Annotated in this window: 11 protein-coding genes and 1 riboswitch; of the genes, 4 read left to right on the top strand and 7 right to left on the bottom strand. The window is 54.2% G+C overall.

The genetic code is table 11. The features are described 5' to 3' along the window. Positions 1-4 precede the first annotated feature (4 nt). Together F1379_RS14680 and F1379_RS14675 are read left to right on the top strand one after the other, a co-directional pair. The gene (locus tag F1379_RS14680; RefSeq protein WP_162551168.1) at positions 5-814 is read left to right on the top strand and encodes a MerR family transcriptional regulator; all 810 of its coding nucleotides are present in this window, start codon (positions 5-7) and stop codon (positions 812-814) included. A gap of 110 nt (positions 815-924) precedes the next feature. Further along, the gene (locus F1379_RS14675) at positions 925-1740 is read left to right on the top strand and encodes a CPBP family intramembrane glutamic endopeptidase (protein ID WP_162551167.1); all 816 of its coding nucleotides are present in this window, start codon (positions 925-927) and stop codon (positions 1738-1740) included. On the opposite strand, the gene F1379_RS14670 is transcribed toward F1379_RS14675, so the two are convergent. The 6 genes from F1379_RS14670 to F1379_RS14645 all read right to left on the bottom strand — a co-directional run bounded on the left by F1379_RS14670 (position 1737) and on the right by F1379_RS14645 (position 8315). Next, positions 1737-2165: a peptidylprolyl isomerase gene (locus tag F1379_RS14670; RefSeq protein WP_150270943.1), complete on the bottom strand. Its 429-nt coding sequence runs from the start codon at positions 2163-2165 to the stop codon at positions 1737-1739. The genes F1379_RS14675 and F1379_RS14670 overlap by 4 nt on opposite strands. A 128-nt stretch (positions 2166-2293) precedes the next feature. Next, positions 2294-3628 (bottom strand): diaminopimelate decarboxylase, encoded by a 1335-nt coding sequence (lysA, locus tag F1379_RS14665; RefSeq protein ID WP_150270941.1) that lies wholly within the window; start codon positions 3626-3628, stop codon positions 2294-2296. Positions 3629-3825: 197 nt separating this feature from the next. Further along, positions 3826-5547, bottom strand: coding sequence for a spore germination protein (locus F1379_RS14660; protein ID WP_150271124.1), 1722 nt, complete (start codon positions 5545-5547; stop codon positions 3826-3828). A gap of 980 nt (positions 5548-6527) precedes the next feature. Beyond that, positions 6528-6953 (bottom strand): stage V sporulation protein AB, encoded by a 426-nt coding sequence (locus F1379_RS14655; RefSeq protein ID WP_150270939.1) that lies wholly within the window; start codon positions 6951-6953, stop codon positions 6528-6530. Next, positions 6950-7609: a stage V sporulation protein AA gene (locus F1379_RS14650; RefSeq protein ID WP_150270937.1), complete on the bottom strand. Its 660-nt coding sequence runs from the start codon at positions 7607-7609 to the stop codon at positions 6950-6952. The genes F1379_RS14655 and F1379_RS14650 overlap by 4 nt, the downstream gene beginning before the upstream one ends. Before the next feature lie 226 nt (positions 7610-7835). Next, the gene (locus tag F1379_RS14645) at positions 7836-8315 is read right to left on the bottom strand and encodes a CueP family metal-binding protein (protein WP_203457105.1); all 480 of its coding nucleotides are present in this window, start codon (positions 8313-8315) and stop codon (positions 7836-7838) included. A gap of 259 nt (positions 8316-8574) precedes the next feature. Between F1379_RS14645 and F1379_RS14640 the strand changes: the two genes are divergently transcribed. Beyond that, positions 8575-8961, top strand: a complete 387-nt coding sequence (locus F1379_RS14640; protein WP_150270933.1) for a hypothetical protein — start codon at positions 8575-8577, stop codon at positions 8959-8961. A 145-nt stretch (positions 8962-9106) separates the two neighbouring features. Here F1379_RS14640 and F1379_RS14635 read toward each other — a convergent pair whose 3' ends face one another. Beyond that, positions 9107-10063, bottom strand: coding sequence for a DMT family transporter (locus F1379_RS14635; protein ID WP_150270931.1), 957 nt, complete (start codon positions 10061-10063; stop codon positions 9107-9109). 133 nt (positions 10064-10196) lie between these two features. Then, positions 10197-10348, bottom strand: a riboswitch (FMN riboswitch). Positions 10349-10553: 205 nt separating this feature from the next. On the opposite strand from F1379_RS14635, the gene F1379_RS14630 reads away from it, so the two are divergent. Continuing rightward, positions 10554-11723: a PstS family phosphate ABC transporter substrate-binding protein gene (locus tag F1379_RS14630; protein ID WP_150270929.1), complete on the top strand. Its 1170-nt coding sequence runs from the start codon at positions 10554-10556 to the stop codon at positions 11721-11723. Positions 11724-11939 lie beyond the last annotated feature (216 nt).

Genomic DNA, 11939 nt, shown 5'->3' with positions numbered 1-11939 from the left:
GGATATGGACAAAACTACATTTAGAACAAGTGATTTGTTGGGCATTCTCGGGGTGTCCAGAGATACACTGCGGTATTATGAGGAACAAGGAATTGTCAAGCCGTACCAGAATGAATCCAATCTCTACAGGCAATACGACGATTATGATATTTACACCCTGATGGTCGCGGATTTCTACAGAAAAAGAAATTTATCGCTGAAAGAGGTCAGAACGCTGCAGAGTGGCGCCGGAATCGCCGAGCTCGGCAATGTATTGGACAGCAAAGCCCGACAGTTGGAGGAAAGCATCCGCAATCATCAATACATGCTCCGAATCATCAGAGAAACCAAGGCCTTCTGCAAGCAATTGGACAAGCATCTTAACAGATACAGCATCCGCAAGCTTCCCGCCCATCGGGTATTAGGCGAGTTTTCTGACTTCAATGCCTTTCTGGAGTATCCTAATATTTTGCAAAATATAGATTTAACCAAGCGGGATATTCTGAGCAGTATCATGAGAAGCTACACGTTTGACCACAACGGGTTTACAGATTCAAAAATGTTAATTGTGCAGAAGCACAAGGCCATCCCGGCGGAAACAGACGAGGCGTACATCTCCTATCCAAAATGCATGTATACCGTCGTTGAAGACGGCAGACACCGTAGTGGAAACAGTGATATTAAACACACGGTTTTCGAAGCCGCGATAAATTGGGGGCAGGAACGAGGGTACAAGCCTTTGGGAGTTGCCTTTATCAATACCCGGCTCGTTGCATATCACGAGCATCAGGAGCGCGTATTCTTGGAAATTTTTATTCCGGTCGAAGAAGCATAGCTACTATCCGGGCCTTGACCCGGGGGTAAGCCCATAGTTTATATTTGAAAGCCAATGGACCATCCCGGATGGATGCATTGGTTTTTTATTTTTTTGGGGAGGCGACCGAAATGGCTGGAATGATCAAAAGGTTTGTTGTATTTAGCTATGTTTTGTTTTATGTTCTTCTTCTGCTCATCGGCGGGAGCATGATTATCTTCGATTCCCCCGTTGTCAAGACCCCTTTAATAGTGCTGTCCTCATGGACATCCACATGTATCTTCATCCTCATGTTCCGTAAAATCTATCCCGGAAAGAGTCTCTGGCAGTTTATCAAAAGCCGCTTCACCGAAAGGATCAGCATTCCCGTTATCCTATATGCTCTTCTTCTTCAATCCGCCATACTGGCCGGAACCCTGATTATAACAAGCTTGTTGCCCAATGTGCCCATACATAAGCAAGTCACGTCTTCGTGGACTACTCTGATTCTGCTGTTCGGCTATCATCTCATTCAGGGTCCGTTGGGCGAAGAGTTAGGCTGGAGAGGGTTTGTGTTAAACGAATTGCAAATGAGGTTCAGTCCGTTAAAATCAGCCATCCTTGTGGGTCTGGCGTGGGGATTGTGGCATGCGCCTTTGTGGTTAATGTCAGGTTATTCAGGTTTGCCATTGTTGCAATATGTCATCTGCTTCCTGAGTTGTATTGTTGCCTTATCCATCATTATCACTGCATGCTATAACCTGAATCATAATCTGGTGATTCCGATACTTATACATCAGCTCTTTAATTATTTCATAGCCATTCAGGCAGGCGACCTGCTTCAAATACTCACCGTTACCGCCGTATTATACATATTTGCTGCTGGAATTGTAGTATGGATGAATCCTGATGTTCTCTCCAAACAAAACCCCCGAACGGAATTCTCCGCCGGGGGCAATGGAACTTAAGCTTCGTATACTTTAACTTCCTTCATCTTGTCGCGTCCCTGGAACGCATCGACATATTCCATGCCACTGGTGATCTTGCCGAATACGGTATGCACACCGTCCAGATGCGGCTGTGGAGCGTAAGTAATGTAGAACTGGCTGCCGCCGGTGTTCTTGCCTGCATGGGCCATGGCGAGCACGCCGCGTTCATGCTTGTTCGGGTTGATTTCGCAGTTGATGGTATATCCGGGACCGCCTGTGCCAGTTCCGTTCGGGCAACCGCCTTGAGCGACGAAGCCCGGGATGACGCGGTGGAATACCAGTCCGTTATAAAAGCCTTCATTGGCCAGCTTCTCAAAGTTGGCTACGGTGTTGGGAGCATCCTGGTCGAAAAATTCAATTTCAATAACTCCGCCGTTTTCCAGCTCGATGGTTCCTTTTTTCATTGTGCACATTCCTTTCCCGATTCCATAATCATGTATTCTTACACACTTGTCTTAGTTTACTAGAAAATGGCGCACAAAGCAAAGCAGGAGGCTGATGCCCCCTGCTTTACCTGTGCTCCGGCCGTAAGCTATTTCGTCACCGGCTGCTTCGCGATCCGCTGTGGCACCACATCGTTGGCAATGATGTCCTGATGGGATTCACGGCGCACCACCAGGTCGCTCTGGCCGTTCTGAACAAACACGACGGCCGGACGGCGGATCCGGTTATAGTTGCTGGCCATGGAATAGTTGTAGGCGCCGGTGCAGGCTACGGCAAGCAGATCGCCGCTGTTCACCTTCGGCAGCTCTACATCCCAGATCAGCATATCGCCGCTTTCACAGCATTTGCCGGCGATGGATACCGTCTCTTCCCCGGCTTCATTCGCTCTGTTGGCCAGGATGGCTTCATACTTCGATTCGTACAGCGCAGGACGCGGGTTGTCGGTCATGCCGCCGTCTACGGCGACATATTTGCGCACGCCCGGAATTTCTTTGCTGGTGCCTACCGTGTACAGCGTCGTGCCGGCATCGCCGACAATGCTGCGGCCCGGCTCTACCCAGATTTCCGGCAGGTGATCGCTGATTCCCGCGAAATGCGTCTTCACAGCGTCGGTAATCGCCGCCACATAGTCGGATACGGCCAGCGGCGTATCGCCTTCCACATACCGGATGCCGAAGCCGCCGCCCAGGTTAACGACCGGGAAGTCAATGCCCAGCTCTTCCTTCACCTTGCGGGTGAATTCGGCAATCCGCTCCACCGCAAGCTGGAAGCCCTCCGTCTCGAAAATCTGGGAGCCGATATGCGAATGCACGCCAAGCAGCTGCAGATTGGCTTGATCAGAAGCAAGTCGTACGGCTTCCAATGCAGACCCGTTCCCGATATCAAAGCCGAACTTCGAATCGGTCTGGCCGGTGGAGGCATAGGCATGATGAGCATGCGCTTCAACACCCGGAGTCACGCGCAGCAGGATCTTGACGTTCGCTCCCTTGCTGGCGGCAATGGCCTGCAGCAGACGCAGCTCGACGAGATTGTCGACGACGAAGCAGCCGATTCCTGCCTCAATGGCCATTTCAATCTCATCCGGCGTCTTGTTGTTGCCGTGGAAATGAATGCGCTCGGCGGGGAACCCGGCCTGCAGCGCGGTGTACAGCTCGCCGTCAGACACAACGTCCAGCGACAGCCCTTCTTCGTCGGCAATGCGGCACATCGCCATTACCGAGAAGGCTTTGCTGGCGTAAGCTACCTGAAACCCGAGTCCCGATGCCGTGAAGGCATCTACATATTCGCGGGCGCGGCGGCGCACCAGTTGCTCGTCCATTATATACAGCGGAGTTCCATATTCCGCTTTAAGCTCAGTCACATCACATCCGCCAATCTCCAAATGCCCGGCTTCGTTGATCCGGCTCGTCCCGTGTAAAAACATTGCTTTAGCCTCCAATTTCCGTGGAAGTCCAAGTTCCACCCTGTCTATTATAAGTTATGGGCCTCTCAGGTCCATCAAACCAGGCTTAGCGGAGCCAGAACTCCTGCCGCTTGAGGTGAGGGCTATTTAGTGTATTCAGTATAACAGACAGAGGGAACGGCGTAGAATGGATTAATTTGCAGTTGATTTGTACTATTCTACGACTGCTTTTTGTTCTTCCGGACAGGCGGCATGCGCGTGTTATCCCTGGTTTTGTTGAAGGACGGCCGGGTTCGCTCACTGAGCACCGGCTGGCGCAGCAGAATAGAGCCCATTGCTTTTGCATTAAAAGGTATAAACGGCCACAAATACGGCGAGTTATAGGACCGGTGTGTCGCCAGCAGCAGCACCAAGAGCGTGGTGCCGATCATAAATCCCTGCACCTGGAAGGCTGCAACGGCGAGCAGCAGTGCAAGCCTGACAGTACGGTTGGCCAGTCCCAGCTCATAGCTAGGTGTGGCGAACATGCCTATAGATGCAACAGCCATGTACAGCACGACTTCATTGACGAACAAGCCGGTCTGTACGGCAATGTCGCCGACCAGGATCGCTGCGATCAGACCCATGGCCGAGCCGAGCGGCGTCGGCGTATGCACGGCGGCCATACGCAGCAGATCAACCCCCAGCTCGACGATCAGGAACTGGCCGAGGATCGGAATTTTCGCCGATTTCTGCGGACCGATGAATTCCAGCATCGGCGGCTTCAGCTCCGGATGAATGACCATCAGCATCCAGAGCGGCAGCAGGAACATGGAAGCGAAAATCCCGATAAACCGCACCCAGCGCAGATAGGTCCCCATAAACGGCGTCTGGCGGTTCTCTTCGGCATGCTGACAAAGGTCAAAGAACGTCGTTGGCAGCACCATCACGCTGGGTGAGGTGTCTACAAAAATGACGACCCGGCCCTCAAGCAAATGGGAGGCCACAATATCGGGACGTTCCGAATAACGGACCAGCGGATACGGATTCCAGCCGGAGCCGACGATAGCTTCCTCAAGCTGCTTGTCGGCAAGCGGAATGCCGTCGAGATTGACATTTTTTATTTTGTCCGTGACCGCTTTGACCTGCGTCTTGTCCACGATATCGTCGATGTAGGCGACACTCACATCCGTCCGGGTCCGCCGGCCGACCTGGTGCATCTCAAATTTCAGTCCGGGGTCACGGACACGTCTCCGCACCAGGGCAATGTTGCTGAGCAGCGTTTCGGTGAAGCCGTCGCGGGCCCCCCGCACGACCCGTTCAATGGAGGGCTCATCCGGACCGCGGGCGGGATAGGCGCGGGTATCCATGATGATGACCTGCGACTCGCCTTCGATGAAGAGGACGCTCATGCCGGTCAGTACCTTATTGATGCTCTCACTGAGCAGATCGCCCTTCTCTACCTGTATATGCGGGATATATTCGCGCATAAAGCTGGTGAACACATCGGAGTCGACATTCTCCGGCGTCAGATAAGTAAGCCGTTTGAGGATTTCATCCAGAATCGTATCCTTGGCGAAGCCGCTGATGCACAGCAGCGCAGCCCTGCGGCCGGCAAAGGTCATTTCCCGGAACACAATATCGAAGGATGATCCCAGGCCCATCACCTCAGTCAATGTCCGTTTGTTCTCCGCCAGCCTGGGCGAAATTTTATCCGAGCCCTGCCAATAAATAATCGACTCCTCCAGGGAATTGGAGACCTCCTTGTCCCGTTTCTCCTGCAGCGGATCAGGCTTGGCCTCCTGCTCCGCCTGCTTGCCCTCGGATGAATTGCCCTTGGCCTGGTTCCCCCGCTCTGGCTTAGCCTCTTTGCCTTTCCCTCCTGCCGCTTGTTCAGTCCCTCCCTGATCCGGTCCACCTTCCTGGCCGGCTTCCGCAGCATTCTGCCTTTCGGAAGACATGTCATCCTTGCGCTTCTGCTGCCCCCCGGGCCCTCCAGAAGCGCCGTGGCCGTTATCCTCCGTCCCCTCATCGTCCTCGTCATCCCCGAACAGCCGGGCGAAGAAGCCTTTCTTGGCCGGCTCCGGCTCCTCCGCCCCCAGCTCGCCGGAGGCTTCCATCTCCCCTTGGCCGGTGGCTGCAGGACCACCCTGGCCCGAAGCTCCTGGCTCTCCAGTCTGCAAGCTGGAGTCCGATCCACCCTCTGCTCCATTGTCTTCTCCGTCTATGGCGCCGCTGCCGGAGCTGTTTCCCGAATAAGCCGGCTCATTGCCGCTGTCGTCGCCAGCACCGCCAGAATGGTCCTGGCCGGAACTGGCCACAGCTCCCGCATCATCCTCGCCCGTATCGGTGTCATCGTCGAACAGGCGGGACCAGAACCCTTTGCCGCTGCTGCTTCCGTCCTGTGCATCATCGTTCTGCGCACCGTCGTCCTGTCCGCTGTCGTTCTTTCCACTGTCGTCTTGCCCACCATCGTCGTTCTGTCCGGCGGTTCTGTCTTGGGCAGTGCTGTCTTGGACAGCGCCGCTTTCCGCGGTATCCGCCGCGTCCTTGCCGCTCCTATTACCACCGCCATTATCTGCGGCATCAAACTGCTGGGAGCTTACCGGGTTAGCGCTGCTTCCCTCAGCTCCCGCCTGCCCGGAGCTAAGCTCATCCCTTCTCTTGCCGGTGATTTCCACTTCATTCGGGCTGCTTAAGCCCAGCTCGCTGGCACTTTCCATCTCAGCGGAGGAGCCTCCTGCCAGGCCTGCGCCGTTAGCACCGGCGGCTTCCGGGTCCTGTGCATCCGTGCTGCCGGCAACTGGAGCAGGCTCCTGCCGGCTCTCCGGACTCACTGCCGGCAGAAGGCTGTGCTGCACGACCGGGTGCAGCTCCCGGGAGCTGTCTTCATTCTCCTGGTCCCCGCTGTGTATATACCTCACCATGTCTGAACCCCTTTCTACTGTTGGTAGACAAACCAGTCAAATAACGATCCCGCCACTTTACCGCATACCATTGCCATCAGCAGGCCGAACAGATAGCGGGTCATCCGCAGACGTTTGGCCAGAATCGGCAGTACATTGAGTACCTCGGTCAAGGCCGCGGCAAGCATCCCGATAAATATTCCGTTCAGCAGACCCACTACCAGCTCGGCGACCGGGCCTGCAGCAATCTTCCACCCCCAGAAGTCGCTGACCGTACCGATCAGCGAGCCCCCGACCATCGCCCCTTCGTACCAATGTACCTTGTCGTAGGACGAGGTCAGCTGGGCCAGCCGCGGTACCATATCCAGCACGATGAACAAGGCAATGACCCCGCCGCCGACGGCAATGCCTCCGGCAATCCCGAGCAGCAAATGAAGCCCCAGCATAATTGGCGCAGTCATGGTTTGTCCTCCCTGCCGCTTTGCGCCGTGCTGCCGGAGCTTAATTTGCTGTATTCCTCGTGCACCACATAGTGGTCAATATTTTTCTGATACAGGAACATCTCCACCTCCAGCGGCGTCGGCTCTTCATTCCACTTCTTCTTGAACAGATGGTTAAAAAAGATGACCATGCCAAATCCGATACCGGCGGAGTAAGCCACCTGGAACAAATAGGGATGCTCGTCCCGGCGTCCGGTAAGCATCTCCACGATACGGACATGCACTTCCTGCATGCTGACATCCGCATGAAAATTCATAATCGTCAGCGCCGACCCGAAGAACAGCAGCAGCCACACCAGCACAAACAGTGCGATGGACGGCTTCTTGCCCTCGGCCGGACCCACAATCTGCACAATTGTCCGCCCTTCTCCGATCGGCTGGATTTCCGCATCCGGCACCAGCCCGTGAATCCGCGGAATGACCGTCAGCAGGTCGATCAGCAGCAGGTTGCCGTCGCTTGTCTCCGGGGTTTGCACCGGGATGGAGTAAAGACGTTCCCTCCATGCATCGTCGGCTATCAGATAAGCCACATCGCGCAGCAGCACCGTCTTGCCTTTGGGCACCGCCACGCGGTTCTTGAACTGGATATAAATAACGGGAGCCTTGGAAGCCGTCATTCGCGGGTACACCTCCTGCCGGAACTAGCAGCTTTTTATGAAAACAATCCGGCGTCCAGAATAACGGTAGTATGGGAGGAAAGGCTTATTTTTACTCCATAAACGGGTGATTTCCTATTTCCGGCAGGCACAACCATGCTCAAGCTTCCCGCAAACACAAACAGCGATCCTCCTACAAAGGAGAATCGCTGCGCTGCATACTTATGACTATCCGATTAAATGTGTTCTACATCAGTTGCATGCTGGCAATGCATGTGTCATCCTGCTCGAACGTAGACAGCTCGGACACCGCCTGCTTGCCGCCCTGCTCAATAGTGACAGTAAAGGTCTGATCACGCGGCAGCCACAGGTCTATGAATCCGTTCGACTGCGACGTCACCTGCTGATCCACGACTGCTTTTCCGTCCGCGTCCTCAATGCGCACCTGGAAGTCCTGGTTCTTCAATTCGCCCTGGCAGCCGGTCAGGCTGTGGGTTGCGCAAGGATGCGTATTTTCGATATAAGGCGCTATCGACACAAAGAATTCATCGCTGGGCAGAGCATAGCTTTGTTCGCCGCCGGTTCCGGCGTTAATAATCAGCTCGCGCGAATTGATCGAGGCGGAACCCGCCGCCAGCTTATGTGAGCTGTAATCCGCAACAAGCTGCTTGATATTCTGCACGCTTCCTCCGTTATTGGCCCCTTCCCGTGAAGAGGAATCTCCCATATTCCCGGCAATCCAGAAAGCTCCCAGGAGAAGCACAGCTAATCCTGCGGCTAAAGGTATTTTTCTCAAAACATCCAGCTCTCCTTGTTCGGTAAATTTAAAGCGTAAGTTTTATCATATATAAATTCGTACTATCACGCTGTAATCAATTTAACGTTGGCCTTAGAATCTGGCCTCTGCCGCTGATGCGACTTGGACCGCCGGAAGATTTGCTTTACAATTTAATATAAGACTTATTTCTTCAGGAAGGGGGACAAGTATGGATCAAGCCAAGAAGGAGCTGCTGCTGAACCTCTGCGTCACCTCCTTTATTCTGAGTGCTTTCTATGGAGGTGTGGCCGTCTACATGGATCATTCGGTAGCTTCCGACACTTCTTATATCAGCGGACCGGGCGATGCGGCAGTATTTGTGCTAATCTTCCTGCTGGCGTATGCTCTTCATGTCCTGATCAGCTTTGCCGGTTATGCAACTGCTGCCATCAGCGGACCATCGCTTCCCCTGCGGCTGATCGCTTTTAATGGGCCGGGGCTGCTGCTGATCGGGATTACTGCCTTCGCTGTCAAAAGCGCCGCCTTGCTGCTTCTGGTCCTTACCCTCATTATTTTTTCCATAATTATGGTTATAAATACCACCAGGTCTGCTTAATTCACTCCACCTCAGGGCGCACACAGCAAATCAGCGGCTGCCTGAAGATGTCTCCACCTCCCGGAACAGCCGCTGCTATAGTCGTGCACAATTATACTTTTATTTTATAGGGCCGACCGTAATGCCTTCAGTTGTTAGTAACCCATTAGTCGGCTGCAAGTGCCTGACGGCTCTGCTGGTTCGAGATCATGAACAAGGCGAACCAGATCAGAGCGAAGCCGGTGAGCTGAGGAACTGTTACAACAGTATCGAAGAACATCCAGTTGATGACAATACCCGTCATCGGAAAGCTAAGCTCTGCCAAGGTGGCAAAGGACGCCTTCGTCGTATTCAGCCCTTTATAATAAAGCAGCATACTGAGCAGTCCCGGCAGCAAAGCCTGCAGCAGGAGGTTAATACCGACAGCCCAGGCGGTGCCGGCATCCCCGCCGATCTGCCAAGGCGCCCGTTCGACTGCAGTTACTACAAACAGCAGCGGCAGAGCCAGGATAAAGCGCAGGGAGGTAACCGTTTCGTATTTCATCGAACCGAGCAGATAGCGTCCCATCACGGTCGAACCGCCCCACAACGCTGCAGCGCCCAGCGCGAGCAGACTGCCGACGCTGATGAAGCTGTTCACATGGCCGAACGGTACGGTCCAGCCGAAGGTAAGCAAATAGGTGCCCAGCAATGCTACAACGATCAAGATGCCGAAATTGCGCGGCAGCCGTTCCTTCAGTATGATAGCCGCAAGTCCGATGGCAAAGAGCGGCTGCAGCTTCTGCAGCAGCAGCACTGCATTCAGGTCACCGCTGGCCAAGGCCTTGGTGAAGAGGATTGTGGCGACGGCCGAGCCGCCCCAGGAAACAACCAGCAGCGCTCCGGCCTGGCGCAGCCGGATGCCCTTCAGCTCCGCGCGGTGCTTCCATAGCACCGGGGCAGCAGCCAGGAACAGGACGACATGTTCCAGCAGCACAATTTGCGAAGAGGTAAGGGATTTCAGCAGAATGATCCGGAACACCGGATCGACGCCCCAGAGCGCCGCTCCCAGCACTACGAGCCAGAAGCCGCTTTTCACCCGGGCCTGGCGCAATCCTGAAGATGAAGCTGTAATGTTGCTCATAATTCCATTCTCCTTGTTGATACAAAACCTCGTTTAAGACCAAAAGCCCCCGCGTCACCTGATTCCAGGATGACAAGACGGGGGCAAGACCAAGCAAAGCCAGCACGGGAGAACTCCCGTTGACCTCTGCCTGATTGATCCTCTCCCATCCGGACTTTACCGTCGGCTCTGGATTCTCACCAGATCAGTCGTCTCTGCCGCTTGGCAGCCGAGAACGAGTCGCGGGCTTAGTTCGCTTTGAACATCACCGCCGGTCAGGAATTTCACCTTACCCCGAGAATCTTGTATTCCGTTATTTTTTTCACAATCTCAGAATACTCCCGTTTTGCGGTTTCGTCCAGTAATTTATGAAAAATTACATCAGTTTTCACATTCTAATTCCGGGATTATGTATAAAACCGGATAGATATCCTTCACCTGCTGCGGTATAATTTACAGGATTATCTGCATTTTACCATTAAGCTTATCTCAGATTCACAGGAGGCTGAACGTGAAAAGATCATTTGAAGTCAATCTGCTGCTTTCATTTCTTGCCGTGGCAGGCATTGCCTTTGTCGGCTTTATTGCCACCTTCATCACCGCGCTGATGGGCGGGCTTATATTTTATACTCCGCTTGTGATCGTCGCCGCATCCGGATTAGCGGTGTACGCCGTCATCGGGATATTCCAGCTCTGGACCCTGCGGACACGGAATATTCTGCTTGCTTCCTTCACCGGACTGTGTCTGCTCGCTACTGCTGGCCATGAAATCAGACAGGGCTACATCAATAGCGTCCCCGTCGTGGACGACCGGGAGGTTAACCTTAGCGAATACAAGCCTTATGCTTACGGGACCAAAGCGGTAGCGCTGCAAAAGAAGCCTGAATACCAGATCACGGACGACCTTCCCCGCCTGGACGGAGCAACGGCGCTGTATCCGGTGTATTCGGCCTTTGTTCAATCCGTCTATCCGGAGGGCGATTATGAGCCGTATGATTTCAAGGGGGGAACGGTGGTATGCTCTTCTACTCCGGTTGCATACAAGAATCTGATTGCAGGCAATGCGGACATCATCTTTGCCGCCGCCCCTTCCTATGCCCAGCAAAAAGAGGCCAAGCTCGCCGGTAACGAGCTGAAGCTGACGCCCATCGGCCGCGAAGCCTTCGTCTTCTTCGTGAACAAGCGCAATCCGGTGGACGGGCTCACCAGCGATCAGATTAAGGATATCTATTCCGGCAAGATGACAAGCTGGGAAAGTGCTGGCGGCAGCGGCAAAATCCGCGCCTTCCAGCGGGACGAGGGCAGCGGCAGCCAAAGCATGCTGCAAAAAATTATGGGCAGCACTCCGCTCATGACCCCGCCGAGCGAGGATGTCGCCAATATTATGAGCGGCATCATCAGGGAGACGGCCAGCTACCGCAATTTCAAGAATGCGCTCGGCTTCAGCTTCCTGTTCTACGCTTCGGAGATGAACGGCAACGGCGACATCAAGCTGCTCGCCATCGACGGCGTCGCTCCGTCCAAAGAGAGCATCCGCAGCGGCGCCTATCCGTTCAGCACCGAATTGTATGCCGTCACTGCGGGTAGCACGAATCCCCATGTCGAGGAGTTTATCGACTGGATGCTGTCTCCCGAGGGGCAGGAGCTGGTGGAGAAAGCGGGCTATACGGCGGTGAAGTAGCACGCAGTTACGACAATAACACTGCTGTTGGCTCCGGCAACCGGCCGGGGCCTTTCAGGTTAAACGCTTAACACCTTGCGCCGGCTGGTATTTATCGCTCGATACCTGCTGCGTATATGAAAGTGTACGGCAATCCTCCTTCCATCCTTCACTCACCGTCCATCACTCCCTCCACCACCGTGCACTTTTCACACACCCAACCCCAGGCTCTTCCTC

The organism is Paenibacillus tepidiphilus, assembly GCF_008635795.1.
Taxonomy (GTDB): Bacteria; Bacillota; Bacilli; order Paenibacillales; family Paenibacillaceae; genus Paenibacillus_AQ; species Paenibacillus_AQ tepidiphilus.
The sequence above is the reverse complement of the archived record's forward strand: the minus strand, read 5'-3'. Positions and strand labels throughout refer to the sequence as shown.

What these genes read in the sequence shown, in the direction of transcription:
- F1379_RS14655 (WP_150270939.1), bottom strand. Translation starts at nt 6,953, where the DNA reads ATGACTGCGCCAATTATGCTGGGGCTTCATTTGCTGCTCGGGATTGCC.
- F1379_RS14640 (WP_150270933.1), top strand. Translation starts at nt 8,575, where the DNA reads ATGGATCAAGCCAAGAAGGAGCTGCTGCTGAACCTCTGCGTCACCTCC.
- F1379_RS14660 (WP_150271124.1), bottom strand. Translation starts at nt 5,547, where the DNA reads ATGTCTTCCGAAAGGCAGAATGCTGCGGAAGCCGGCCAGGAAGGTGGA.
- F1379_RS14680 (WP_162551168.1), top strand. Translation starts at nt 5, where the DNA reads ATGGACAAAACTACATTTAGAACAAGTGATTTGTTGGGCATTCTCGGG.
- F1379_RS14675 (WP_162551167.1), top strand. Translation starts at nt 925, where the DNA reads ATGGCTGGAATGATCAAAAGGTTTGTTGTATTTAGCTATGTTTTGTTT.
- F1379_RS14635 (WP_150270931.1), bottom strand. Translation starts at nt 10,063, where the DNA reads ATGAGCAACATTACAGCTTCATCTTCAGGATTGCGCCAGGCCCGGGTG.
- lysA (WP_150270941.1), bottom strand. Translation starts at nt 3,628, where the DNA reads ATGTTTTTACACGGGACGAGCCGGATCAACGAAGCCGGGCATTTGGAG.
- F1379_RS14670 (WP_150270943.1), bottom strand. Translation starts at nt 2,165, where the DNA reads ATGAAAAAAGGAACCATCGAGCTGGAAAACGGCGGAGTTATTGAAATT.
- F1379_RS14645 (WP_203457105.1), bottom strand. Translation starts at nt 8,315, where the DNA reads ATGGGAGATTCCTCTTCACGGGAAGGGGCCAATAACGGAGGAAGCGTG.
- F1379_RS14650 (WP_150270937.1), bottom strand. Translation starts at nt 7,609, where the DNA reads ATGACGGCTTCCAAGGCTCCCGTTATTTATATCCAGTTCAAGAACCGC.